The sequence below is a fragment of the Streptomyces sp. G7(2002) genome (assembly GCF_028870195.1).
GTDB lineage: Bacteria > Actinomycetota > Actinomycetes > Streptomycetales > Streptomycetaceae > Streptomyces > Streptomyces nigrescens.
In genome coordinates this window covers 2,563,355-2,588,619 of sequence record NZ_CP102609.1, presented here as the reverse complement: position 1 = coordinate 2,588,619, position 25,265 = coordinate 2,563,355, and the positions used below count along the sequence as shown (strand labels likewise).

The window sequence follows — 25,265 nt, the reverse complement described above, 5'->3', positions numbered from 1 at the left end:
ATTCATACTGTCGTGTAGCCGTAGCCCGTTTGGCGTATCCCTTCCCGGGCCGGGCCGTTGTCCAGTGCAGTCGTGGCGGCTGGCCACGGCAACGGCAACGAGGAGCTAGAGAAGTGAAGAACATCAAGCGCGCAATGGCCGTCACGGTGGCGGCGAGCGGTCTCGCCCTGGCGGGCGCCGGCATCGCCTCGGCGCACACCCCGCAGGCGCAGGGCGCCTCGGTGGACTCCCCGGGCATCGTCTCCGGCAACAACGTCCAGGTCCCGGTGCACGTCCCGGTGAACGCCTGCGGCACCACCGCCACCGTCATCGGTGCGCTCAACCCCACCTTCGGTGCCCCCTGCCTCAACCCCTGAGCACGGGCCTGCCCGCAGGATCCGCCTGACCCGCGCGACGCCACGGTCCGCGCGGGTCGCCGCGGACCGGCCCCCCGGCCCTTCGGACGCGCGGCCGGTCCCCTCCCTCCGCCACCGTCATTCCGGCTTCGTGCCACCACGTGAGGAACACGCCCCCATGAACACCGCCAAGAAGGCCGCTCTCGTCGTCGCCGCCACCGGTCTCGCCCTTGGTGCGGCCGCCGGCTCGGCCTTCGCCACCTCTGGCGCGCAGGCTGACGGCAAGGCCACGAATGCCCCCGGCATCGGCTCGGGCAACCTGGCGCAGGTGCCCGTGCACGTCCCCGTGAACGCCACCGGCAACAGCGCCAACGTCATCGGTGCGCTGAACCCCACCTTCGACAACACCAGCTCGAACGGCTGAGGTTGTCCGATCTGGGGTGCACCGCTCCGCCTGCCCAGAGCGGTGCGTCCCACTTCGGCGAAGGGCCCCGTCGACCACACAATGGTCCGGCGGGGCCCGTCCCGTTCACCCCCGGTGCCGCTCCCGCTCCTCCACCGCGGAGTTGTACGCCGCCACCTGCGCCCGCCGGGCCGTACGCTCCACGGGCCGCAGCGCCTCGGCACGGGCCGCGATCTCCGACGAGCTCACCGCCGCGCCGTGCTCCCGGCCGTCCCCGCCGGCCTGCTGCGCGATACCGATGAGCGCGCCCACGCGCTGCGCCAGCTCCAGCACCCGTACGGCACGCGGCGGATATCCCGGGGCCAGCACCTGCCGCCCGGCCTCCGCCCTCGCCCGGTACGCCGCCAGCGCCGCCTGCGCCACCGGACCGGCCCCGGCCACATCCAGCCGTGAGAGCAGCCCGGTCGCCTCCTGCAGCGCCTCCGCCAGCTCCCGCTCCGCCTCGCCCAGCGACGGCACATCGGCCGGCGGCGCCTCCCGCACCGGCAGACAGCGCCAGACCACCTCCACATGCACATCGGGGCCGGTGCCGCCCTCCGGACCGGCCTCGTACGTCTCCGGAATCAGTCCGAGCCCGGACCCCGAGGCGAGCACCGCCTCCTCGGCCTCCAGGGCCCGCGCGTTGAATTCCGGCGGTCCGCACAGCCCCAGCGGATGACCCGGCACCGGCAGTGCCACCCGCAGGCCGACCGCCCCCAGCGCCCGCAGCCGCCCCAGCGCGAGCGTCAGCCCGACCGGCGCCGCCTCCCCGGGCAGGCCCTCCACGCGGTGCACCGCATCGTCGTCCGCGATCCGATGCGCGGCTTCATCAGGTGAGACAAGTCCGGCCAAAAGGGCATTTCCCCATGCCGCCAGCCGTCCTGAACGAGGTTCATCGAGCATGGTCCCCAGCCTAGGGAAGAGCACTGACAACGAGTGGCGTAGGTTTGCAGGGGGGCTGCGCCTACAGGTGTACGCGACGACCGAGAAGCAATGGGAGACAACGCGCTCATGAGCGATGTGCTGGAGCTGGTGGACGTATCCGTGGTCCGCGAAGGACGGGCTCTGGTGGACCAGGTCTCCTGGTCGGTGAAGGAGGGGGAGCGCTGGGTGATCCTCGGCCCCAACGGCGCGGGCAAGACCACCCTGCTGAATCTCGCCTCCAGCTACCTCTTCCCGAGCTCCGGCAGCGCCTCGATCCTCGGTGAGCAGCTCGGCAAGGTCGACGTCTTCGATCTGCGCCCGCGCATCGGCGTCGCCGGCATCGCACTCGCCGACAAGCTGCCGCGCAGCCAGACCGTGCTGCAGACCGTCCTCACCGCCGCGTACGGCATGACGGCCAGCTGGCAGGAGAACTACGACGAGATCGACGAGCAGCGCGCCCGTGCCTTCCTCGACCGTCTCGGCATGACCGCCTACCTCGACCGGAAGTTCGGCACCCTCTCCGAGGGCGAGCGCAAGCGCACCCTGATCGCCCGCGCGATGATGACCGACCCCGAGCTGCTCCTGCTGGACGAGCCGGCCGCCGGTCTCGACCTCGGCGGCCGCGAGGACCTGGTGCGCCGCCTCGGCCGCCTCGCCCGCGACCCGTACGCCCCCTCCATGATTATGGTCACCCACCATGTCGAGGAGATCGCCCCCGGTTTCACCCACGTCCTGATGATCCGTCAGGGCAAGGTGCTGGCCGCCGGCCCGCTCGACCTCGAACTGACCTCCAGCAACCTCTCCCACTGCTTCGGCCTCCCGCTGATCGTCGAGCGCAACGGCAACGACCGCTGGACCGCGCAGGGTCTGCCCCTGACCTGAGTGCCCACCCGTTGCCCGACTGCCGCCCCTCAAGGGGCGGCTGACGCGGCGGCTCCTCTTCACTGACCGATCGTGCCCTGTCCCGGACCGCCGCCCCGATCTACCATGAAGCCGTGGATCCATGGGTGTGGTGGCTGATCGCCGCCGTAGGACTGGGCATTCCGCTCGTCGTGACCGCGATGCCCGAATTCGGGATGCTCGCGGTCGGCGCCGTCGCCGGTGCCGTCACCGCAGGCGTCGGTGGCGGCACCGTCCTGCAATTCATCGTGTTCGCCGCCGTATCGGTCGCGCTGATCGCGGTCGTACGCCCCATCGCCAACCGCCATCGCGGCCAGAGCCCCCAACTCGCGTCCGGAGTCGATGCGCTGAAGGGCCGGAGCGCCACGGTCCTGGAGCGGGTCGACGGCGGGGGCGGCGGCCGCATCAAACTCGCCGGCGAGGTCTGGTCCGCCCGTGCCCTCGACGGCAGCCAGGTCTATGAGCCGGGCCAGCAGGTCGACGTCGTCGAGATCGAAGGCGCCACCGCTGTCGTCATCTGACCCGAACACGCTGCGCGACGAGCCACGATTCTGAAACACTGATCAACGGCAAGCCGGTCGCCGGCCGGCACGGACCAGCAACGAAGGGCACGGGAGCCGCTGTGGAACCGATCATCATCGTCCTGATCATCCTGGTGGTGCTCGTGTTCATCGCACTCATCAAAACGATCCAGGTCATCCCACAGGCCAGCGCCGCCATCGTCGAACGCTTCGGCCGCTACACCCGCACACTCAACGCCGGCCTGAACATCGTCGTCCCGTTCATCGACTCCATCCGCAACCGCATCGACCTCCGCGAGCAGGTCGTGCCGTTCCCGCCGCAGCCGGTGATCACCCAGGACAACCTGGTCGTGAACATCGACACCGTCATCTACTACCAGGTGACCGACGCCCGCGCCGCGACCTACGAGGTCGCCAGTTACATCCAGGCCATCGAGCAGCTCACCGTCACCACGCTCCGGAACATCATCGGCGGCATGGACCTCGAACGGACCCTGACCTCCCGCGAGGAGATCAACGCGGCGCTGCGCGGCGTCCTCGACGAGGCCACCGGCAAGTGGGGCATCCGCGTCAACCGCGTCGAGCTGAAGGCCATCGAGCCGCCGACCTCCATCCAGGACTCGATGGAGAAGCAGATGCGCGCCGACCGTGACAAGCGCGCCGCCATCCTCCAGGCCGAAGGTGTCCGGCAGTCCCAGATCCTCACCGCCGAAGGTGAGAAGCAGTCCTCGATCCTGCGCGCCGAGGGTGAGGCCAAGGCCGCGGCCCTGCGCGCCGAGGGCGAGGCCCAGGCGATCCGGGTGGTCTTCGAGTCGATCCACGCCGGAGACCCGGACCAGAAGCTGCTCTCCTACCAGTACCTCCAGATGCTCCCGAAGATCGCCGAAGGCGACGCCAACAAGCTCTGGATCGTGCCGAGCGAGATCGGCGACGCCCTCAAGGGCCTCGGCGGCGCCATCGGCAACTTCAACCCGACGGGCGGCGGCGGCTCCATCCCCAAGCCCAGCTCGCCGAACCGCGAAGCGCCCCCCATCGACTGACCCGTTCAGCCTCGTGCATGATCAGTGGTGGCCCCTCGACCTTCTTGGCGGGGAGGCGACCCTGACCATGTGAGGAGATGGCCTTGTCCATCGGGGAAGCAGTCGCAGTCTTCGCTGCCGGGATCGGCGCCGGCACGATCAACACCATCGTCGGATCCGGGACGCTGATCACCTTCCCGGTACTCCTCGCCTTCGGCTTGCCGCCCGTCACGGCCAACGTCTCCAACACCCTTGGCCTGGTGCCCGGTTCGCTCAGTGGCGCCATCGGCTACCGCCGCGAGCTGGCCGGCCAGCGCCGCCGTCTGCTGCGCTTCGCCGCCTTCGCCCTCATCGGCGGCCTCGGCGGAGCGATCCTGCTGCTGGCGCTGCCCTCCAAGGCCTTCGACACCATCGTCCCGGCACTGATCGCCGTCGCGCTCGTGCTCGTCGTCGCACAGCCCAAGCTCGCCGCGAGGGTCCGCGCCCGGCGCGAGCGCAACGGCACCACCGCCCACCCCGACGGCGGCCCCGCCCTGCTCCTCGGCCTGATGCTCGCCAGCGTCTACGGCGGCTACTTCGGCGCCGCGCAGGGGGTCATCTACGTCTCCCTGATGGGCGTGCTGCTCAACGAGGACCTTCAGCGGATCAACGCCCTCAAGAACGTCCTCGCGGCCGTCGTCAACGGCGTGGCGGCGGTCTTCTTCCTCTTCGTCGCGGAGTTCGACTGGACCGCCGTCGCCCTGATCGCGGTGGGCTCCACCCTCGGCGGCCAGCTCGGCGCGAAGGTCGGCCGACGGCTGCCGCCCACCGCACTGCGCGCCGTCATCGTCCTCGTCGGCCTGCTGGCCATCGTCCAGCTCCTCCTGAAGTAGAAGGAGCCGGACGAGAGTTCCGGATGGTGCGCAGGGGATACGGGACGGCCCTTAGGCCGGCACCGCCAGCCACTCCGGCAGCGCGTCCCGCACCGATACCCCCAGCGTCGACAGCAGCGCGTCCGCCGGCGTCGGCTCGAACGGCCGCCGCAGCAGCCGCATCCCCGCCTGCTCGGGCGTACGGTCCGCCTTGCGGTGGTTGTCCTCCGCACACGAGGCGACGGTATTCAGCCAGGTGTCCCCACCGCCGTGCGACCGCGGCACGACATGGTCCACCGTGGTCGCCCGGCGCCCGCAGTACGCGCACCGGTGCTGGTCACGCACCAGCACCCCCCGCCGCGACCACGGCGCCCGTTGTCGGAACGGCACCCGGACGTATCTGCTCAGTCTGATCACTTGCGGCACCGGCACATCCACCGAAGCGGCACGGATCCGCAGCCCCGGGTGAGCGTGCTCGACGACGGCCTTGTCCTGCATGACCAGCACCACCGCCCGCCGCAGCGACACCGTCGACAGCGGCTCGAAGCTCGCATTGAGCACCAGAGTCTCGCGCATCCCGTCCACCTCCCGGACCCGCTCCGCCCCCGCGGCGAAGTTGCTCCACTGTGCAGCGGCAGGTATTCCCCGAACAACGCAATTTCCGCATGCCACAAGGGAAATGGCGGACGATCGGCAGATGAAAAGGAGGTGCTCCGGGGGAGCCCCGAACAGCGCGAAAAAGCGTGCGCTCCGGGTCCCACCCCCGTGAAACACGCGGGACCCGGAGCGAACGGCAGCCGGCGAGGACGCCCGAGACACATACGGGCTCCGGCAAGCGGCCGGCGACACACCTGCGCCCCGCCGCTCCCGCACTGCGGTACCAGCTGCCCGACGCCCTGATGAAGGGCGGCGGTACGGGTACCACTCTGCGTGCGGGAAGCGCCGGGGCGCAACGGAATTACGGCGCTCAGCCCGCCGCGGGAATCTCGTACTCGGCGATCAGCTGGGCCCGCCCGAGGGTGTGGAACCGCAGATTGAAGCCCACCACCGCGGGCGAGGCGTCCGCGTCCGGACCGAGCTTCTCCTGGTCCACCGCGTAGACGGTGAACACATAGCGGTGCGGACCGTCCCCGGGCGGCGGCGCCGCGCCACCGAACTCCCGGGTCCCGTAGTCGTTACGGACATGAACGGCGCCCTCGGGCAGCCCCTTCATCTCCCCGGACCCGGCACCGGCCGGCAGCTCCGTCACCGACGCCGGAATGTCGAACAGCGACCAGTGCCAGAAGCCACTGCCCGTCGGCGCGTCCGGGTCGTAGCAGGTGACGGCGTAGCTCTTCGTCCCCGTGGGCGCACCCTCCCACCGCAGCTGCGGTGAACGGTTCCCCTCGGCGAAGACCTGCTCCGGCCGCAGCGTCCCGCCCGGCTCCACCTCCTCGCTCAGCACCGTGAACTCCGGCACCGGCGGATGGAAATCGTGCGGGAGCGGCCGCCGCTTCAGCTCGGACACTGCAACACCTCCTGGTCGCTTGCTGACACCTGTCCGGCCAGGTTAGAGCCAGTTCCGCTTACCGCCGACCTCCGCCAGCCACTGGTTGAGGTATGCGGCCCAGTCGGTCCCCTCGAAGTCGTTGAGCCCGACCGTGAACGACCGGTAGGTGTCCGACCCCTCACTGAACAGCCCCGGCTTCTTGTCCATCTCCAGGACGACGTCCATCTCCCGGTCGTCCGCCACGAACGACAGCTCGACCTGGTTCAGCCCGCGGTACTGCTGCGGCGCATGGAACTCGATCTCCTGATAGAACGGCAGCTTCTGCCGCGTCCCCCGGATGTGCCCCTGCTCCAGGTCAGCGGCCTTGAAACGGAACCCGAGCCGCCCGAACGCGTCCAGGATCGCCTGCTGCGCCGGCAGCGGGTGCACATTCACCGGGTCCAGATCACCGGAGTCCACCGCACGGGCGATCGCCAGCTCCGTCGTCACCCCGACGCTCATCCCGTGCAGATGCGTCCCCAGGAACGTGGTGATCGGGGTCTCCCACGGAATCTCCAGCCCGAACGGCACGGTGTGCGCCGCACCCGGCTGCACCGTGAACTCCCCGCCCAGCTGCACCTTGGTGAACTCGACGTTCCGCTTGTACTCCTCGTCGCCGCTCTCGACCTCGACGCGCGCCTGGAGTCCGACCGACAGCCCCTGGATCTCCTGAGCCACCGACCCGCCCTGGATCCGCACCTCGCCCTGCACGACCCCACCCGGGACGACGTTCTCCTCGAAGAGCACCGTCTCCACCGACGCGCCCCCGGCTCCCAGGCTCGCCAGCAGCTTCTTGAATCCCATGCTCGTCCTCCCCAGGCGGAACGCCTGTGCTCTGTGTAGCGCGCCGAGATCTCGGCTTGATTCCTACGAACGCGAAACCGCGCAAGCCGGTTCCACGCCACACCTTCCCAACCCTGGCGCATCCATGGCCAGCCGCCTGCCCCGACGGCTGCACTACGCTCGATCCGCATGACCGACGTACCGGAACGTATGCCGCTCACCCGTGACTTCTTCGACCGTCCCGTCGTGGATGTGGCACCCGACCTGCTGGGCCGCACCCTCCTCCGCAACACCCCCGACGGCCCGATCACCCTCCGGCTCACCGAGGTCGAGGCGTACGACGGCGAGACCGACCCCGGCTCCCACGCCTACCGAGGCCGCACCGCACGCAACGCCGCCATGTTCGGCCCGCCCGGCCATGCGTACGTCTACTTCATCTACGGAATGTGGTTCAGCCTCAACGTGGTCTGCGGCCCCGAGGGCAAGGCGAGCGGTGTCCTGCTGCGGGCCGGCGAGATCCTCACCGGCGCGCCCCTGGCCGCCGCCCGCCGCCCCAAGGCCCGCAGCGCCAACGAGCTGGCGAAGGGCCCGGCCCGCCTGGCCACCGCCCTCGACATCGACCGCACCCTCGACTCCACCGACCTGTGCACCGGCGGCGACGCCCCCCTCTCCCTGCTCCACGGTGAGCCGCCGGCCCCCGAGCGGGTGCGCAACGGCCCGCGCACCGGCGTCGGCGGAGACGGCGCGGACCACCCCTGGCGCTACTGGATCGCCGACGACCCCACCGTCAGCCCGTACCGCCGCCACGTCCCCCGACGCCGCACCACCACCGCTACTTGACTCTGTATCGCGAACCGCCTAACGTAGCCCGAGCCGCTGGAGACGGGCAGCGCTATCTGCGCAGACCGCCAGGCGGCGCAACCAACTACTCTCAACGATTCCCTAACGGGTCCTCTTTCGCGTTGCCGAAATTCGACCCCGCCGACCCGATTATGAGTCGCCAGGGAAAGCCGCTAAAGTAGTAACCACGCCGAAAGGGCAGCAGTGAATAGCTGCTCCGAAGCTGACCTCCGACGGAAATCGGAACCGGAATCGAAGCGAAACCGGATCTGATAGAGTCGGAAACGCGAAGAAGCCGAAAGGCGGAAACGCACCGGCGAAAATCGGGCCAGCGAGGATCTGATAGAGTCGGAAACGCAAGACCGAAGGGAAGCGCCCGGAGAGCCTGGTGAAACAGGCACAAAGGAAGCGTCCGTTCCTTGAGAACTCAACAGCGTGCCAAAAGTCAACGCCAGATATGTTGATACCCCGTCCACCGGAAACACTCCGGAGGATGAGGTTCCTTTGAAAAGCCCACCACGGCCCATGCGGTCGGGGTGGCACACACAGCGAGGACGCTGTGAACGAGAGGGCTTATTCCGCCCACTCGTTCCGCTCTCGTGTGTGTTGACCCGATTACGGGTAAACATTCACGGAGAGTTTGATCCTGGCTCAGGACGAACGCTGGCGGCGTGCTTAACACATGCAAGTCGAACGATGAACCTCCTTCGGGAGGGGATTAGTGGCGAACGGGTGAGTAACACGTGGGCAATCTGCCCTTCACTCTGGGACAAGCCCTGGAAACGGGGTCTAATACCGGATACGACTACCGACCGCATGGTCTGGTGGTGGAAAGCTCCGGCGGTGAAGGATGAGCCCGCGGCCTATCAGCTTGTTGGTGGGGTGATGGCCTACCAAGGCGACGACGGGTAGCCGGCCTGAGAGGGCGACCGGCCACACTGGGACTGAGACACGGCCCAGACTCCTACGGGAGGCAGCAGTGGGGAATATTGCACAATGGGCGAAAGCCTGATGCAGCGACGCCGCGTGAGGGATGACGGCCTTCGGGTTGTAAACCTCTTTCAGCAGGGAAGAAGCGAAAGTGACGGTACCTGCAGAAGAAGCGCCGGCTAACTACGTGCCAGCAGCCGCGGTAATACGTAGGGCGCAAGCGTTGTCCGGAATTATTGGGCGTAAAGAGCTCGTAGGCGGCTTGTCACGTCGGATGTGAAAGCCCGGGGCTTAACCCCGGGTCTGCATTCGATACGGGCAGGCTAGAGTTCGGTAGGGGAGATCGGAATTCCTGGTGTAGCGGTGAAATGCGCAGATATCAGGAGGAACACCGGTGGCGAAGGCGGATCTCTGGGCCGATACTGACGCTGAGGAGCGAAAGCGTGGGGAGCGAACAGGATTAGATACCCTGGTAGTCCACGCCGTAAACGTTGGGAACTAGGTGTGGGCGACATTCCACGTCGTCCGTGCCGCAGCTAACGCATTAAGTTCCCCGCCTGGGGAGTACGGCCGCAAGGCTAAAACTCAAAGGAATTGACGGGGGCCCGCACAAGCAGCGGAGCATGTGGCTTAATTCGACGCAACGCGAAGAACCTTACCAAGGCTTGACATACACCGGAAAACCCTGGAGACAGGGTCCCCCTTGTGGTCGGTGTACAGGTGGTGCATGGCTGTCGTCAGCTCGTGTCGTGAGATGTTGGGTTAAGTCCCGCAACGAGCGCAACCCTTGTTCTGTGTTGCCAGCATGCCCTTCGGGGTGATGGGGACTCACAGGAGACTGCCGGGGTCAACTCGGAGGAAGGTGGGGACGACGTCAAGTCATCATGCCCCTTATGTCTTGGGCTGCACACGTGCTACAATGGCCGGTACAATGAGCTGCGATACCGCGAGGTGGAGCGAATCTCAAAAAGCCGGTCTCAGTTCGGATTGGGGTCTGCAACTCGACCCCATGAAGTCGGAGTTGCTAGTAATCGCAGATCAGCATTGCTGCGGTGAATACGTTCCCGGGCCTTGTACACACCGCCCGTCACGTCACGAAAGTCGGTAACACCCGAAGCCGGTGGCCCAACCCCTTGTGGGAGGGAATCGTCGAAGGTGGGACTGGCGATTGGGACGAAGTCGTAACAAGGTAGCCGTACCGGAAGGTGCGGCTGGATCACCTCCTTTCTAAGGAGCATCTAGATCTCGCAAGAGATCCAGAGCCACTACGTCGGCAAATGTTCGACGGTGGTTAGCTCATGGGTGGAACGTTGACTATTCGGCGCACTTGATTGGTTGTCACTAGTACTGCTTCGGCGTGGAACGTGGGGATTGATGGAGTGGGCCGGGCGCGCTGTTGGGTATCTGAGGGTACGGACTGTGAGTCTGGACCTTCGCGATGCCGGCCCCAGTGAACTCAGCCTTCGGGTTGGGGTGGTGGGTGGCTGGTCGTTGCTTGAGAACTGCACAGTGGACGCGAGCATCTGTGGCCAAGTTTTTAAGGGCGCACGGTGGATGCCTTGGCACCAGGAACCGATGAAGGACGTGGGAGGCCACGATAGGCCCCGGGGAGCTGTCAACCGAGCTTTGATCCGGGGGTGTCCGAATGGGGAAACCCGGCAGTCGTCATGGGCTGTCACCCGCTGCTGAACACATAGGCAGTGTGGAGGGAACGCGGGGAAGTGAAACATCTCAGTACCCGCAGGAAGAGAAAACAACCGTGATTCCGGGAGTAGTGGCGAGCGAAACCGGATGAGGCCAAACCAGTCACGTGTGATACCCGGCAGGGGTTGCGTGGTTGGGGTTGTGGGAGTTCTCTTTTGCAGTCTGCCGGCTGTGAGGCAAGTCAGAAACCGTTGGTGTAGGCGAAGGACATGCGAAAGGTCCGGCGTAGAGGGTAAGACCCCCGTAGCTGAAACATCAACGGCTTGCTTGAGAACCACCCAAGTAGCACGGGGCCCGAGAAATCCCGTGTGAATCTGGCGGGACCACCCGTTAAGCCTAAATATTCCCTGGTGACCGATAGCGGATAGTACCGTGAGGGAATGGTGAAAAGTACCGCGGGAGCGGAGTGAAATAGTACCTGAAACCGTGTGCCTACAAGCCGTGGGAGCGTCGCGCAGAGACTTGTCTCTGCGTCGTGACTGCGTGCCTTTTGAAGAATGAGCCTGCGAGTTTGCGGTATGTTGCGAGGTTAACCCGTGTGGGGAAGCCGTAGCGAAAGCGAGTCCGAATAGGGCGTTGAGTAGCGTGCCCAAGACCCGAAGCGGAGTGATCTAGCCATGGGCAGGTTGAAGCGGAGGTAAGACTTCGTGGAGGACCGAACCCACCAGGGTTGAAAACCTGGGGGATGACCTGTGGTTAGGGGTGAAAGGCCAATCAAACTCCGTGATAGCTGGTTCTCCCCGAAATGCATTTAGGTGCAGCGTCGTGTGTTTCTTGCCGGAGGTAGAGCACTGGATAGGCGATGGGCCCTACCGGGTTACTGACCTTAGCCAAACTCCGAATGCCGGTAAGTGAGAGCGCGGCAGTGAGACTGTGGGGGATAAGCTCCATGGTCGAGAGGGAAACAGCCCAGAGCATCGACTAAGGCCCCTAAGCGTGTGCTAAGTGGGAAAGGATGTGGAGTCGCAGAGACAACCAGGAGGTTGGCTTAGAAGCAGCCATCCTTGAAAGAGTGCGTAATAGCTCACTGGTCAAGTGATTCCGCGCCGACAATGTAGCGGGGCTCAAGCACACCGCCGAAGTCGTGTCATTGCAGTAATACTCCCAACGGAGGCTGTGATGGGTAGGGGAGCGTCGTGTGCCGGGTGAAGCAGCCGTGGAAACGAGTTGTGGACGGTTCACGAGTGAGAATGCAGGCATGAGTAGCGATACACACGTGGGAAACGTGTGCGCCGATTGACTAAGGGTTCCTGGGTCAAGCTGATCTGCCCAGGGTAAGTCGGGACCTAAGGCGAGGCCGACAGGCGTAGTCGATGGACAACCGGTTGATATTCCGGTACCCGCTTTGAAACGCCCAATATCGAATCCATTAATGCTAAGGCCGTGAAGCCGGCCTGGAGTCTTCGGACAAAGGGACGTGGTGGAGCCGCCGATCCAAGGTGGTAGTAGGTAAGCGATGGGGTGACGCAGGAAGGTAGTCCAGCCCGGGCGGTGGTTGTCCCGGGGTAAGGGTGTAGCCCGTCATCTAGGCAAATCCGGATGACTTGAGGGTGAGACCTGATGCCGAGCCGATTGTGGTGAAGTGGATGATCCTATGCTGTCGAGAAAAGCCTCTAGCGAGTTTCATGGCGGCCCGTACCCTAAACCGACTCAGGTGGTCAGGTAGAGAATACCGAGGCGTTCGGGTGAACTATGGTTAAGGAACTCGGCAAAATGCCCCCGTAACTTCGGGAGAAGGGGGGCCATTGCTGGTGATGAGTCTTGCACTCTGAGCTGGTGGTGGCCGCAGAGACCAGCGAGAAGCGACTGTTTACTAAAAACACAGGTCCGTGCGAAGCCGTAAGGCGATGTATACGGACTGACGCCTGCCCGGTGCTGGAACGTTAAGGGGACCGGTTAGTCAACTTTCGGGTTGGCGAAGCTGAGAACTTAAGCGCCAGTAAACGGCGGTGGTAACTATAACCATCCTAAGGTAGCGAAATTCCTTGTCGGGTAAGTTCCGACCTGCACGAATGGCGTAACGACTTCTCGACTGTCTCAACCATAGGCCCGGTGAAATTGCATTACGAGTAAAGATGCTCGTTTCGCGCAGCAGGACGGAAAGACCCCGGGACCTTTACTATAGCTTGATATTGGTGTTCGGTTCGGCTTGTGTAGGATAGGTGGGAGACTTTGAAGCGGCCACGCCAGTGGTTGTGGAGTCATTGTTGAAATACCACTCTGGTCGTGCTGGATGTCTAACCTGGGTCCGTGATCCGGATCAGGGACAGTGTCTGGTGGGTAGTTTAACTGGGGCGGTTGCCTCCTAAAGAGTAACGGAGGCGCCCAAAGGTTCCCTCAGCCTGGTTGGCAATCAGGTGTTGAGTGTAAGTGCACAAGGGAGCTTGACTGTGAGACTGACGGGTCGAGCAGGTACGAAAGTAGGGACTAGTGATCCGGCGGTGGCTTGTGGAAGCGCCGTCGCTCAACGGATAAAAGGTACCCCGGGGATAACAGGCTGATCTTCCCCAAGAGTCCATATCGACGGGATGGTTTGGCACCTCGATGTCGGCTCGTCGCATCCTGGGGCTGGAGTCGGTCCCAAGGGTTGGGCTGTTCGCCCATTAAAGCGGTACGCGAGCTGGGTTTAGAACGTCGTGAGACAGTTCGGTCCCTATCCGCTGTGCGCGTAGGAGTCTTGAGAAGGGCTGTCCCTAGTACGAGAGGACCGGGACGGACGAACCTCTGGTGTGCCAGTTGTCCTGCCAAGGGCATGGCTGGTTGGCTACGTTCGGAAAGGATAACCGCTGAAAGCATCTAAGCGGGAAGCCTGCTTCGAGATGAGGACTCCCACCTCCTTTGAGGGGTTAAGGCTCCCAGTAGACGACTGGGTTGATAGGCCAGATATGGAAGCCCGGTAACGGGTGGAGTTGACTGGTACTAATAGGCCGAGGGCTTGTCCTCAGTTGCTCGCGTCCACTGTGTGGTTCCCGGGTTGCGAACAGTCGCAATCGCTGGTTGAACCAAGTTTCACTTCAATTAACTGAAGAGTGTGCTTGTTCGCTCGAACCCGATAGGGTTTCGGTGGTCATAGCGTTAGGGAAACGCCCGGTTACATTCCGAACCCGGAAGCTAAGCCTTTCAGCGCCGATGGTACTGCAGGGGGGACCCTGTGGGAGAGTAGGACGCCGCCGAACAATCTTTCAGGACCCTTGGTCCCAGCGTTCACGCTGGGACCAAGGGTCCTTTTTGTTTTTCCGAAGCGCGCCGAACTGGTCGGTGCGTGAGAATGAATGCAGTACCGAAGACAGGAGTCACGTCGATGTCCACCAACTCTTCCGACGATCGTTCGGAGCGCCGGCCGCAGCGGCGCGACGACGGTGACCGCGGTGGTTTCCGGCGTGATGACCGTGGGCCGCGCGGTGACAACCGCGGTGGTGACCGCGGAGGTTTCCGGCGTGATGATCGGCCGTCCGGTGGCGACCGTGGTGGGTACCGCGGCGGAGACCGGCGGGACGACCGCGGCGGCGACCGTGGCGGTTTCCGGCGTGATGACCGGCCGTCCGGTGGGGACCGTGGTGGATTCCGCGGTGGCGACCGGCGGGACGACCGCGGTGGTGACCGTGGTGGGTTCCGTAGGGATGACCGTGGGCCGCGTCGGGATGATGAGCGTGGTGGCGGGTTCCGGCGGGAGGAGCGGGGCGGGGATCGTCCTGGGTTCCGTCGGGATGACCGTCCTTCCCGTCCCTCCGGTGGGGACCGAGGCGGCGACCGTGGTGGGTTCCGGCGTGATGACCGGCCGTCCGGTGGTGACCGTGGCGGATACCGCGGCGGCGACCGTCGCGATGACCGCGGCGGCGACCGGCGGGACGACCGCGGTGGTTTCCGTAGGGACGACCGTCCCTCTGGTGGCGACCGTGGCGGGTTCCGTCGCGATGACCGGCCGTCCGGTGGCGACCGCGGTGGGTACCGCGGTGGAGACCGTCGCGATGACCGTGGCGGCGACCGTGGTGGGTTCCGGCGTGATGACCGGCCGTCCGGTGGCGACCGCGGTGGGTACCGCGGCGGAGACCGGCGGGACGACCGCGGCGGCGATCGTGGTGGGTTCCGGCGTGATGACCGGCCGTCCGGTGGTGACCGTGGCGGATACCGCGGCGGCGACCGTCGCGATGACCGCGGCGGCGACCGGCGGGACGACCGCGGTGGTTTCCGTAGGGACGACCGTCCCTCTGGTGGCGACCGTGGCGGGTTCCGTCGCGATGACCGGCCGTCCGGTGGCGACCGCGGTGGGTACCGCGGTGGAGACCGTCGCGATGACCGTGGCGGCGACCGTGGTGGGTTCCGGCGTGATGACCGGCCGTCCGGTGGCGACCGCGGTGGGTACCGCGGCGGAGACCGGCGGGATGACCGCGGCGGGGACCGTCGCGATGACCGTGGTGGGTTCCGTAGGGATGACCGTGGGCCGCGTCGGGATGACCGGGGTGGGTTCCGGCGGGATGACGAGCGTGGGGGGCGTCGGCCTTACGGCGGTGGCCGGGGGCGCGATGACCGGCGGGACGACCGTCGGGATGACCGGCGGGACCGGGACCGGGAGCCGATCAAGCGGCTGCCGATTCCGGAGGATGTCACCGGTGACGAGATCGACAAGGACGTGCGCCAGGAGCTGCTGAGCCTGCCGAAGACGCTTGCCGAGGATGTCGCCAAGAACCTGGTGATGGTGGCGAAGCTGCTGGACGAGGACCCCGAGCAGGCGTACGGGTACTCGCGGGTGGCGCTGCGGCTGGCCTCCAGGGTCGCGGCGGTGCGTGAGGCCGCGGGCTTCGCGGCGTACGCGGTCGGCAAGTACAGCGAGGCGCTGGCGGAGTTCCGGGCGGCGCGGCGGATGACCGGCAGTGTGGAGCTGTGGCCCGTCATGGCGGACTGCGAGCGTGGTCTCGGCCGTCCGGAGAAGGCGATGGCCATGGCCGGCGAGCCCGAGGTGCAGAAGCTCGACAAGGCCGGACAGGTCGAGATGCGGCTGGTCGCGGCCGGTGCCCGGCGGGACATGGGCCAGGCGGACGCGGCGGTGGTGACGCTGCAGAGCCCGGAGCTCGCGTCGAGCGCGGTGCACCCGTGGACGGCACGGCTGCGGTATGCGTACGCGGATGCGCTGCTGGCGGTCGGGCGCGAGGACGAGGCGCGTGACTGGTTCGCCAGGGCGCTGGAGGCCGACCAGGGCGGCACGACGGACGCCTCGGACCGGCTCGCGGAGCTGGACGGCGTGGAGTTCACCGACGCGCTGGAAGAGGACGACGAGCTGGACGGCGCCGAGGACGACGGTGCGCAGGACGAGGCGGATTCCGCGAAGGACTGAGCCGGCCGTCGGTGTGAGCCGATGTGACGCATGAGGAAGGGCGGGACCCCGGGGTGGGGTCCCGCCCTTCTGCGTGTGGGGGAGGGGTCAGGAGGCCGGCGCGTAGGGGGCGAGCGGGTTGCGGAGGGTGCCGATGAGCTGGAGGGCGCCCGCGGGGTCCTGGAGGTCGACCATCTCCTGGTTGTTGCGTAGCTGGAGGCGGTTGAGGCAGGAGAGCGCGAACTCGTCGGTGAACAGGTCGTAGCGGTCGAACTTGTCGGCGAGGTGGGGGTTGGCCGTCTGGTAGTCGGTGACACAGGCGGCGACCGTGCGCCAGAAGGTGTCCTCGTCGAGGATGCCGTGGTCGTCGAGGGTGCTGCTGAGGAAGCGGAAGAAGCAGTCGAAGACGTCGGTGAAGACGGACAGGAGTTTCTTGTCCTCGGGGACGTCGGCGCGGATGCGTTCGACCGTGGGCGGCAGGACCGCGTCCGGGTCCAGGACGGCGATCTCCTCGGCGATGTCCTTGAAGATCACGCGGGCCACGGCGCCGTCCTCGACGACCAGGATGGCGTTCTCGCCGTGCGGCATGAAGACCAGGTCGTAGGCGTAGAAGGCGTGCACGACCGGCGTCAGATAGGCGTCCAGGTAGCGGCGCAGCCAGACGGCGGGCTCCAGGCCGGATTCCTCGATGAGGGCGGCGGCGAGGGAACCGCCGTCGTGGTCGACATGGAGGAGCGAGGCCATGGTGGCCAGGCGCTGGCCCGGTTCGAGGGTGGGGACGGGGCTTTCGCGCCACAGGGCGGCGAGCATTTTCCGGTACGGGGAGCCCTTGGCGGTGGCGGCCTCGTACTGGCGGTGGTGGTAGCCGATGGCGGCGCGCTCACGGATGATCGAGAAGCGGGCGGCCCGGAAGGTGTCGTCGGCGTCGATGAGGCGGGCCAGCCAGTCGTTGATGGCCGGGGTGGCCTCCATGTAGGACGCGGACAGACCGCGCATGAAGCCCATGTTGAGGACCGAGAGCGCCGTTTTGACGTAGTGCTTGGCGGGGTCGGTCGTGTTGAAGAAGGTGCGGATGGACTGCTGCGCCAGGTAGTCGTCGTCGCCGGGGCCCAGGCACACCAGGTGCTGCTGGGCGACTTCGGCGGCGAAGGTGACGGAGAGCTTGTTCCACCACTGCCAGGGGTGGGCGGGGAAGAAGTAGTAGTCGGCCGGGTCGAGGCCGAGGGTGATGAGGGTGGCGGCGAAGCGGGTGCGGGTCTCCTCGGGGAGTTCGTCGCGGATGAGGGCGTCGTAGTCGAGGCCGGCGCCGGCGGTGAAGGTGGCGTGGTCGCGGCGGGCGGCGAGCCAGATCAGCCGGAGCGGGGCCGCGGTCTCGGGGGCGTAGGCGTGGTACTCGTGGATGCCGAAGCCGAGCCGGCCGTTGTTGGCGACGAAGCAGGGGTGGCCCTCGGTCATACCGGTCTCGATGGCCTGGAAGGGCGCCTTCGCGAGCTCGGCGGCACCGGTCCGGCCGGCGGCGAGTTTGTAGGCGGTGCCGGAGAGGGTGGAGCTGATCTCCTCCAGGTAGACCGGCAGGATGGCGTCGCCGAGGCCCAGGGCTTCACGGAGTTCGATGAAGAACGCCAGGGCGTCCAGCGGGAGTTCGCTGTCGTCGCGGTGCCGGGTGATGCTGTCGGCGTCGATCTGCCAGTGGTCCAGGGCTCGTCTGCGGGCGGCGAAGCGGTACTCCGTGGTGCCGTCGTCGCTGCGTATGGCGTAGTGGCCGTCCTGGGGGAGGCGCTTGGGGGTGAGCAGCCGCTCGTGGGCGAACTCGGCGAGGCCCTTGCGGATCAGCAGCCGGTTGGCGCGGGCCCACAGGCCGGGGGTGAGGTGGGCGACGGCGTCCCGGGCGGAGAGGGGCAAGGTGCCGTCGGAGGGGGCGGTCATCGGTGGTCTCCTCGGGTGGCCAGGAACTGGTCGCGGGTGCAGGTGCTGAGGTAGGCGTCTTTGGAGGGGAGCGAGACGGTGCGCAGGATCTCGAAGCCGACGGCCTTGTTGAGGGCGTGGACGGCGGTGTTGCGCGCGTCGGGCTCGACGACGACGCGGCGGGTGGCCGGGTCGTCGAAGAGCATCTCCATGACGGTGGTGATCACGGCGAGGGTGAAGCCGTGCACGGGGGTGTCGGTGGGCGCCGACAGGAAGTGCATACCGACGTCGCCCGGTTCGGCGGCGTGGATGCCGACGAGTTCTCGGTGGGCGGGGTCGTAGCGCTCCATGAGGAAGGCCGGGGTGCCGTTGTGCAGGCCGAGGAAGGCGTCGTGGAAGGGGTCGGCGGCTATCCGCGCGAATTCCTTCTCGACGGCGGCGAGGTCGCAGTCCTGCATCAGCCAGAAGGCGGCCTTGGGGTGGGTGACCCAGCGGTGCAGCAGTTCGGCGTCGCCGTACGGGTCGACCGGGCGGAGCGAGAACTCCCCGAGGGTGGCGTCGGTGCGGGTGAAGAGGGGGGTGTTCATGCCGGCAGCTCCATGGGGTGGTGCGAACCGGCCGGGGCGGCGAACTCCTGGAAGGCGATGGCCTTTTCGACCGGGTAGTACTCGCGGCCGAGCAGCTCGCGGATGATGCACGCGTTGCGGTAGGCGGCCATGCCGAGGTCGGGGGTGACGAAGCCATGGGTGTGCAGCTCGGCGTTCTGCACGAAGATGCCCTGGCCGGTGGTGTCGATGCTGTAGTTGCGCGCCACGTCGTAGCGGCCGGAGTCGTCCCAGACGATGCGGTCGCGGACGGCGGAGAGGAAGTCCGGTACGCGGTAGCGGTAGCCGGTGGCGAGGATCAGGCCCTGGGTGTCGAGGGCGAAGTCGGTGCCCTGTTCCTCCTGGCGCAGACCCAGGGTGTAGGTGCCGGACGCCTCGTCGTAACTGGCCTGCTGCAGGGCGGTGTTGGTGAGGAGCCGGGTGGGGACCGGACCGCCCAGGTTCTTCTGGTAGAGCAGGTCGAAGATGTCGTTGATCAGCGCCGAGTCGATGCCCTTGTAGAGGTGCTTCTGGGTGGCGTTGAGGTGGTCGCGGGTGGCCGGCGGGAGGGCGTGGAAGTAGTCCACGTACTCCGGGGAGGTCATCTCCAGCGTGAGCTTGGTGTATTCGAGGGGGAAGAAGCGGGGGGAGCGGGTGGCCCAGGTCAGGTGGTAGCCGTGGCTGTCGATGTCCTGGAGGAGGTCGAAGTAGATCTCCGCCGCGCTCTGGCCGCTGCCGATGAGGGTGATGCTGTCCTTGGCCTGGAGGGCCGCCTTGGCGTCGAGGTAGCCGGCGTTGTGCAGCAGGTCACCGCCGAGCCCCTGGCAGGCCTCCGGGATGTGCGGCGGGGTGCCGGTGCCCAGGACGAGCCTGCGGGCGCGGAAGGTGTGGCGTTCGCCGGTGGGCAGCTGCTCGGCGTGGACGGTGTAGAGCTCTTCGCGCGCGTCGTACTCGACGGTGGTGACCTGGTGGGCGAAGCGGACGGAGGCGAGTTTGCCGGCTGCCCAGCGGCAGTAGTCGTTGAACTCGGCGCGCAGCGGATAGAAGTTCTCGCGGATGTAGAACGAGTACATCCGTCCCGATTCCTTGAGGTAGTTCAGGAACGAGAAGGGGGAGGTGGGGTCGGCGAGGGTGACCAGGTCGGCCAGGAACGGCACCTGGAGGTGGCTGCTGTCCAGCATCATGCCGGGGTGCCAGTCGAAGGACGCCTTGTTGTCCAGGAAGAGGCCGTCGAGTCCGTCGATCGGCTCGGTCAGACAGGCCAGGCCCAGGTTGAACGGGCCGAGGCCGATGGCGATGAAGTCGTAAGGGGCGGACACGGAGTCTCCGATGGGGGCGGTCGGTGGGGGGAGGTTCAGCGCGCGCTGAGCGCCGGCCGGGGCTGCTCGGCGAGGAAGCTGCCGGCGTGCTCGGCGATCAGGTCGAGGACGGTGGCGATGTCCTCGAGCGTGGTCTCCGGGTTGAGCAGGGTGAACTTGAGGTAGTGGCGGCCGTCGACGACGGTGCTCGCGACGATCGCCTCACCGGAGGCGAACAGGGCTTCCCTGGCGTGCAGATTGACCCGGTCGCTGAGTTCGGGGTCCTGGTCGGTGGTGGGGACGTACCGGAAGACCAGGGTGCTCAGCCGGGGCTCGACGACGACATCGAAGCGGGGGTCGTCATACAGCAGTTTCCAGGCGTCCGCGGCCCGGTCGATGACCTCGTCGAAGAGTTCGCCGACGGCCTGGGCGCCCATGATGCGCAGGGTGAGCCAGAGCTTGAGGGCGTCGAAGCGGCGGGTGGTCTGGATCGACTTGTCGACCTGGTTGGGGATGCGCTGCTCCACCATGCGGCGGGGGTTGAGATAGTCCGCGTGGTAGGTGACGTGCTTCAGCGTGGCGCGGTCGCGGACCAGGATGGCGCTCGAACTGACCGGCTGGAAGAAGGACTTGTGGTAGTCGACGGTCACCGAGTCGGCGCGTTCGATACCGGACAGCAGGTCGCGGCGGCGGGAGACCAGCAGTCCGCAGCCGTAGGCGGCGTCGACATGCATCCAGGCGCCGTATCCGGCGCACAGGCCGGCGATCTCGGGGAGCGGGTCGATGGAGCCGAAGTCGGTGGTGCCGGCGGTGGCGACGACGGCCATGGGGATCAGGCCGTCGCGTTCGCAGCGCGCCAGTTGGGCGGCCAGCTCGTCGGTGCGCATCCGCTTGTTCTCGTCGCTGGGGACCGCGATGACGGCTTCCGCGCCCATGCCGAGCAGGGTCGCCGACTTGCGGATGCTGAAGTGGCTGCATTCGGAGGTGAGGATGCGCAGCCGGGGCAGGACGTCGGTGAGCCGGGCGTCGGTCGCGCCCTCGCGGGTCAGCTCCCGGCGGCAGGCCTCGTCGCGGGCGAGCAGCATGGCCTGGAGGTTGGACTGGCTGCCGCCGCTGGTGAAGATGCCGTCGGCCGCCTCGCCCAGGCCGATCCGTTCGGCCGTCCAGTCGATCAGCCGGCGCTCGATCAGCGTGCCGCCCGCACTCTGGTCCCAGGTGTCCAGCGAGGAGTTGACGGCGGAGAGCACGGCCTCGCCGACGAGGGCGGGGATCACCACCGGGCAGTTGAGGTGCGCGAGGTAGCGCGGGTGGTGGAAGTAGACGGCGTCGCGGAGGTAGACCTCTTCGAGTTCGTCGAGTGCGGCGGCCGCGTCGTGCAGGGGTGCGTCGAGGTCGACCCCGGAGACGGTGGGGGTGAGACCGTCGACGGTGATGCCGGTGAACGGGCGGGTGGTACCGGCTATTTTGGCGCTGATCCGGGTAACGCTCTCGGTGACCGCGCTGTGGTAGCGCCCGGCCGTGCCGTTGTTGAGCAGATACGCCCGGTTGTCGGCCGGGTCCTCGGCAGAGTGCGCGAGGAGACTCATGAACATGTCCTCCCTGGTGCGGAGTTGACCACGTCCTGCGCAGGGCGGGGTTGTGCGCAGGGGCAGGGAGACCCACCCGGCGACGTAGTGAGGTAAGCCTAACCTAACTAAGTCGCGGGTGGGGTGGAGGGTGCCGTGGCGGCGGCCGGCGCCGGGGGAGATCAGTTCTCGTGGTCGTCCAGGGTGCGCAGGACCAGGCCCGTTGCGGGCTTGGGGCCGAAGGAGGTGGACTTCCGCGGCATCGTCACACCGTGCTCGGCGAGTTGGCGGACCGTCTCCTCGGAGGTGGCGCGCATCAGGACGGCCGTGCCGCCGTGCCGGGCGGCCTGCTCGACGGCGGCTCCGGTGTGATGCAGATAGCCGATGTCCGACGGGTGGTCAGGGATGTGCCAGACCTCGTCCAGCAGGACGGAGTGCAGCACGGTGGCGTCCAGCTGGCGCCAGACCTCGGGCCGGTCCCGGCGGATCGTACGGTCGAGCAGGCCGGGGTCGGGACGGTCCAGGAGGTGGAAGGAGTCCGGTCCGCCGGCGAGGACGAAGGCGGTGCCGGGTGTCTCCTCCAGGGCCTCCAGGGCGGCGGACAGCTCGCCCGGGAGGGTGCGGGCGCGGAAGGCGCCGGCCAGGTCCGCCAGCGCCTTGGCGGGCGGAAGATGCGGCAGTACGCGGTGGATCGCGCGGACCTGGAGCGGATAGCGGGCGGTGTCCACCAGCAGCACCAGACCGGAGGCCCAGGGCGAGCCGGCGGTGGCGCCGGGCAGCTGCTCGTACAGCCGCTGGTAGGTCGCCCAGCGGTGGTGGCCGTCGGCGATCAAGGCCTGCCGGCGGCTGAGATCGTCGTCGATGGCGGTGAGGTCGGCGGGGTCGGTGACCGCCCACAGGCGGTGGGCGAAGCCGTCCTCCGTGGTGGTGGCGAGCAGCGGCTCACCCTCCACCACGCGCTCGATGACCGCGGTGGCGCCGGTCGCGGTGCCCTCGCCGCGGTAGGAGAGCAGCAGCGGTTCGAAGTTCGCGGCCGCCGCGCGCATCAGGGCGGCCCGGTCCTCGACCACCTCGGGGATGACGCCCTCGTGCGGCAGCACCGGACCGTCCAGGCGCAGCGCCCCGATCAGCCCGCGCTGCAGCACCTCACCGGCGCGCTGCTCGTAGACGTACAGCGCGGGCTCGGCGTCCTGCGTCAGCACGCCCTCGCTGCGCCAGCGGTGCAGGGTGTCGGCGGCCTGGCGGTGGCGGGTGGTGGGGTCCGCGGCGTGCGGGAGGATCAGCCGGACGATGTTGTACGGATCGGCGGTCTCCAGATGGCGCACCCCGTCCGGCCGGACCACCACGTCGTACGGCGGGGACATCACGGCGGTCAGGCTGCTGACCCGTTCCCGGGCGTAACGCAGTCCGCGGAACGGGAGGAGGCGGAGGCCGTCGGTACTGGTCATTGAAGAATGCTATGCCGCCGGGCGGATGAGGGAGGATCGGGGGACAGCCCGTGCGTGGCTGGAAATATCGGTATGCGCGCTGCGGGGAACGGCGGGCCCGGCGGCGCGGTGAGCGCGTCCCTGCGGGCGGCGGACCCTTGGTGCGACGCGTGAGCGAGGAGCGAGACGGCATGGACGAGCAGGTGCGCAGGCAGCCCGACGGGTGCCGGCACGCGCTGAGCGAGGCATATGACACCGCGCTGCTGGATCTGGACGGGGTGGTCTACGCCGGCGGACAGGCCATCGAGCACGCCGTGGCGTCGCTGACGCGCGCACGGGAGGGCGGAATGCATCTCGCCTATGTGACCAACAACGCCGCCCGGACCCCGCAGGCCGTCGCCGACCAGCTGTCCGGTTTTGGTCTGCCGACCGGTCCGGACGATGTGATCACCTCCGCGCAGGCGGTGGCACGGCTGATCTCCGAACAGGTGCCGCCGGGCGCGCGGGTGCTGGCCATCGGCGGCGAGGGGCTGCGGGTGGCGCTGCGCGAGCGCGGTCTGGAGCCCGTCTTCTCCGCGGACGACGACCCGGCGGCCGTGGTGCAGGGCTACGACCCCTCGCTGGACTGGGAGCGGCTGGCGGAGGCCGCGTACGCGGTGCAGCGCGGGGTGCCCTGGTTCGCGTCCAACACGGATCTGACGATCCCCAAGGAGCGCGGGATCGCCCCCGGCAACGGCGCGTTGGTGGAGGTGGTCCGGATCGCCGCGGGCGGCACCCCGCAGGTGGCGGGCAAACCGCAGCCGCCGATGCACCGGGAGACGGTGCTGCGGACCGGTGCGCGGCGGCCGCTGGTGATCGGCGACCGGCTCGACACCGACATCGAGGGGGCCTACAACGGTGAGGTCGACTCGCTGCTGGTGCTCACCGGCGTCACCACACCGGCCGAGCTGCTGGCGGCCCCGCCGCAGCACCGCCCCGCCTATGTGGACGAGGATCTGCGCGGGCTGCTGACACCGCAGCCGGAGGTGACCGCGGCCGACGGCGGTTTCCGGTGCGGCGGCTGGCGGGCCGAGGCGGCCGGGGACACCCTCCTGGTGGAGGGCGAGGGCACACCGGTCGACGGGCTGCGGGCGCTGTGCGCGGCGGCCTGGACGGCTGCGGGGGACGGCAGTTACGGGGCGGACACGGGGAAGGCGCTGGCGCGGATCGGCAGGTGAGGCCCGGCGCCCCGGTCCGCCCGGCTCAGTCCTCCGAGGAGGCCGGTGCGCCGGCCGTCAGCTCCGCGAGCAGGTCCTCCTCGGAGGCGCCACGGCGCCAGTAGCCGGTGAACTTGACGGCCCTGCGGTCGATGCCGCGCTCACGGACGAGGTGCCTGCGCACCGCCTTGACGGTGCCGGACTCGCCGGCGACCCAGGCGTACGGGGTGCCCTCGGGAAGGTCGGCGGCGCGCAGGGCGTCGAGCACCGGCTCGCACCGCGCGGCGGTCGATCCGTCCCGGACGAGCCAGGTGATGTCGGCGTCGGCGAAGGACGGCAGCTGCTGCCGGTCGTCCTCGTGCGCGATCTCGATCCAGACCTTGGCGTGGGTGCCGGGGGAGAGCCAGGACAGGATGCCGGCGATCGCGGGCAGCGCCGTCTCGTCACCGGTGATCAGGATCCAGTCGGTGCCGGCCGGCGGCCGGAAGTCGACACCGCCGTTGTCCTCGACGGCCGGGGCGAGGACGGTCAGCCGGTCGCCGGGCCGGGCGTGGGCGGCCCAGCGGGAGGCGGGTCCGCCCGCCAGGGGATCGGCCCCCGGGCCGGCACCGTGCAGCGCGAAGTCGACATCGAACTCCCGTGGATCGTGGCGCTGTTCGCGGATGGTGTACGAGCGCATCACCGCCCGCTCGGCCGGATCCTGCGCCCGCCAGGTGGTGTACCAGCTGTCGCCCATGTCGTGGAAAACGGGCCGGTCCTGGTGGGGCTGCGGGAGAAAGAGCTTGAAGCGCTGGTCACGACCGCCGGAGGCCAGCTCGTCCAGCCGGTCGCCGCCGAAGGTGATCCGCACCACGGAGGGGCTCACCCGCCGGGCCCGTACGACGTGCACATCGAAGAAGCGGAACGGCGCGGTGGCGGGGGCGGCGGTCGTGGTCATGTGGGGGACCTCCCGGGACGGTGCGGGGACTTGTTCGGTGTGGTGGTGCGGTGGCTTGTGGTGCGGGGGCTTTCGGGTGTTGCGCAGGCTTTTGGGTGCTGAGGGGCTGAGGGGCTGAGGGGCTGAGGGGCTGGTTGCCGAAGACGCGGAGGCGCGGAGGTGCGGGGGTGCGGGGGCGCTGGGGCGCTGAGTGCGTGGGTGCCGCGGTGGACCGTGGCGGCCGGGGTGTGCTGCGGCCGGTGTCCGGCGATCCACCGCGGCCGTC

Annotated in this window: 20 protein-coding genes and 3 rRNA genes; 13 read left to right on the top strand and 10 right to left on the bottom strand. The window is 67.8% G+C overall.

The window, feature by feature from the left end; translation table 11 throughout:
- Positions 1–113: 113 nt before the first annotated feature.
- Positions 114–356 carry a chaplin gene (locus tag NUT86_RS10510; RefSeq protein WP_026169994.1) on the top strand — a complete coding sequence of 81 codons (243 nt, stop codon included), beginning with the start codon at positions 114–116 and terminating at the stop codon, positions 354–356.
- A gap of 157 nt (positions 357–513) precedes the next feature.
- Complete coding sequence (locus NUT86_RS10505) at positions 514–759, top strand: chaplin (RefSeq protein WP_159490238.1); 246 nt, start codon at positions 514–516, stop codon at positions 757–759.
- Positions 760–864: 105 nt separating this feature from the next.
- Here the strand turns inward: NUT86_RS10505 and NUT86_RS10500 are convergent, their stop codons facing one another.
- On the bottom strand, positions 865–1,680 hold the full coding sequence (locus NUT86_RS10500) for a hypothetical protein (RefSeq protein ID WP_026169993.1): 816 nt from the start codon (positions 1,678–1,680) through the stop codon (positions 865–867).
- Between the two features lie 90 nt (positions 1,681–1,770).
- Here NUT86_RS10500 and NUT86_RS10495 point away from each other — a divergent pair, with 90 nt between their 5' ends.
- The 4 genes from NUT86_RS10495 to NUT86_RS10480 all read left to right on the top strand — a co-directional run bounded on the left by NUT86_RS10495 (position 1,771) and on the right by NUT86_RS10480 (position 5,013).
- On the top strand, positions 1,771–2,583 hold the full coding sequence (locus NUT86_RS10495; RefSeq protein WP_018091755.1) for an ABC transporter ATP-binding protein: 813 nt from the start codon (positions 1,771–1,773) through the stop codon (positions 2,581–2,583).
- 125 nt (positions 2,584–2,708) lie between these two features.
- Positions 2,709–3,122: an NfeD family protein gene (locus NUT86_RS10490; RefSeq protein ID WP_018091754.1), complete on the top strand. Its 414-nt coding sequence runs from the start codon at positions 2,709–2,711 to the stop codon at positions 3,120–3,122.
- 101 nt (positions 3,123–3,223) lie between these two features.
- A complete protein-coding gene (locus tag NUT86_RS10485; protein WP_274734767.1) occupies positions 3,224–4,162 on the top strand; it encodes an SPFH domain-containing protein in 939 nt (312 codons plus the stop codon).
- A gap of 77 nt (positions 4,163–4,239) precedes the next feature.
- Positions 4,240–5,013, top strand: coding sequence for a sulfite exporter TauE/SafE family protein (locus tag NUT86_RS10480; RefSeq protein WP_174876476.1), 774 nt, complete (start codon positions 4,240–4,242; stop codon positions 5,011–5,013).
- A gap of 51 nt (positions 5,014–5,064) precedes the next feature.
- On the opposite strand, the gene NUT86_RS10475 is transcribed toward NUT86_RS10480, so the two are convergent.
- The 3 genes from NUT86_RS10475 to NUT86_RS10465 form a co-directional block, all read right to left on the bottom strand.
- Positions 5,065–5,568 (bottom strand): HNH endonuclease, encoded by a 504-nt coding sequence (locus tag NUT86_RS10475; protein ID WP_018091751.1) that lies wholly within the window; start codon positions 5,566–5,568, stop codon positions 5,065–5,067.
- A 391-nt stretch (positions 5,569–5,959) separates the two neighbouring features.
- Entirely contained in the window at positions 5,960–6,499 is a 540-nt protein-coding gene (locus NUT86_RS10470) for a YbhB/YbcL family Raf kinase inhibitor-like protein (protein WP_093642973.1), read from the bottom strand.
- A gap of 42 nt (positions 6,500–6,541) precedes the next feature.
- Complete coding sequence (locus tag NUT86_RS10465) at positions 6,542–7,324, bottom strand: sporulation protein (protein ID WP_018091749.1); 783 nt, start codon at positions 7,322–7,324, stop codon at positions 6,542–6,544.
- A 168-nt stretch (positions 7,325–7,492) separates the two neighbouring features.
- Between NUT86_RS10465 and NUT86_RS10460 the strand changes: the two genes are divergently transcribed.
- From NUT86_RS10460 to NUT86_RS10435, 6 genes are all read left to right on the top strand, one after another.
- Positions 7,493–8,143, top strand: coding sequence for a DNA-3-methyladenine glycosylase (locus NUT86_RS10460; protein WP_018091748.1), 651 nt, complete (start codon positions 7,493–7,495; stop codon positions 8,141–8,143).
- A 628-nt stretch (positions 8,144–8,771) separates the two neighbouring features.
- Positions 8,772–10,300 (top strand): 16S ribosomal RNA (locus NUT86_RS10455).
- A gap of 300 nt (positions 10,301–10,600) precedes the next feature.
- A 23S ribosomal RNA gene (locus tag NUT86_RS10450) occupies positions 10,601–13,720 on the top strand.
- Positions 13,721–13,836: 116 nt separating this feature from the next.
- A 5S ribosomal RNA gene (rrf, locus tag NUT86_RS10445) occupies positions 13,837–13,953 on the top strand.
- The 16S, 23S and 5S rRNA genes sit together here, the layout of an rRNA operon.
- A gap of 192 nt (positions 13,954–14,145) precedes the next feature.
- A complete protein-coding gene (locus tag NUT86_RS10440) occupies positions 14,146–15,426 on the top strand; it encodes a hypothetical protein (RefSeq protein WP_274740785.1) in 1,281 nt (426 codons plus the stop codon).
- Entirely contained in the window at positions 15,363–16,109 is a 747-nt protein-coding gene (locus tag NUT86_RS10435) for a tetratricopeptide repeat protein (protein ID WP_194295457.1), read from the top strand. The genes NUT86_RS10440 and NUT86_RS10435 overlap by 64 nt, the downstream gene beginning before the upstream one ends.
- A gap of 87 nt (positions 16,110–16,196) precedes the next feature.
- Here the strand turns inward: NUT86_RS10435 and NUT86_RS10430 are convergent, their stop codons facing one another.
- From NUT86_RS10430 to NUT86_RS10410, 5 genes are all read right to left on the bottom strand, one after another.
- Complete coding sequence (locus NUT86_RS10430; RefSeq protein ID WP_274734766.1) at positions 16,197–18,014, bottom strand: IucA/IucC family protein; 1,818 nt, start codon at positions 18,012–18,014, stop codon at positions 16,197–16,199.
- Positions 18,011–18,580 carry a GNAT family N-acetyltransferase gene (locus tag NUT86_RS10425; RefSeq protein WP_266450778.1) on the bottom strand — a complete coding sequence of 190 codons (570 nt, stop codon included), beginning with the start codon at positions 18,578–18,580 and terminating at the stop codon, positions 18,011–18,013. The genes NUT86_RS10430 and NUT86_RS10425 overlap by 4 nt, the downstream gene beginning before the upstream one ends.
- Positions 18,577–19,896, bottom strand: coding sequence for a lysine N(6)-hydroxylase/L-ornithine N(5)-oxygenase family protein (locus tag NUT86_RS10420; RefSeq protein ID WP_274734765.1), 1,320 nt, complete (start codon positions 19,894–19,896; stop codon positions 18,577–18,579). The genes NUT86_RS10425 and NUT86_RS10420 overlap by 4 nt, the downstream gene beginning before the upstream one ends.
- 35 nt (positions 19,897–19,931) lie before the next feature.
- Positions 19,932–21,461, bottom strand: coding sequence for a pyridoxal phosphate-dependent decarboxylase family protein (locus tag NUT86_RS10415; protein ID WP_274734764.1), 1,530 nt, complete (start codon positions 21,459–21,461; stop codon positions 19,932–19,934).
- Positions 21,462–21,622: 161 nt separating this feature from the next.
- Positions 21,623–22,888, bottom strand: a complete 1,266-nt coding sequence (locus NUT86_RS10410) for a DUF1015 family protein (protein ID WP_018087971.1) — start codon at positions 22,886–22,888, stop codon at positions 21,623–21,625.
- Positions 22,889–23,058: 170 nt separating this feature from the next.
- Here NUT86_RS10410 and NUT86_RS10405 point away from each other — a divergent pair, with 170 nt between their 5' ends.
- Positions 23,059–24,084: an HAD-IIA family hydrolase gene (locus tag NUT86_RS10405; RefSeq protein WP_093648064.1), complete on the top strand. Its 1,026-nt coding sequence runs from the start codon at positions 23,059–23,061 to the stop codon at positions 24,082–24,084.
- A 25-nt stretch (positions 24,085–24,109) separates the two neighbouring features.
- On the opposite strand, the gene NUT86_RS10400 is transcribed toward NUT86_RS10405, so the two are convergent.
- Entirely contained in the window at positions 24,110–25,000 is an 891-nt protein-coding gene (locus NUT86_RS10400) for a siderophore-interacting protein (RefSeq protein ID WP_274734763.1), read from the bottom strand.
- Positions 25,001–25,265: the final 265 nt, after the last annotated feature.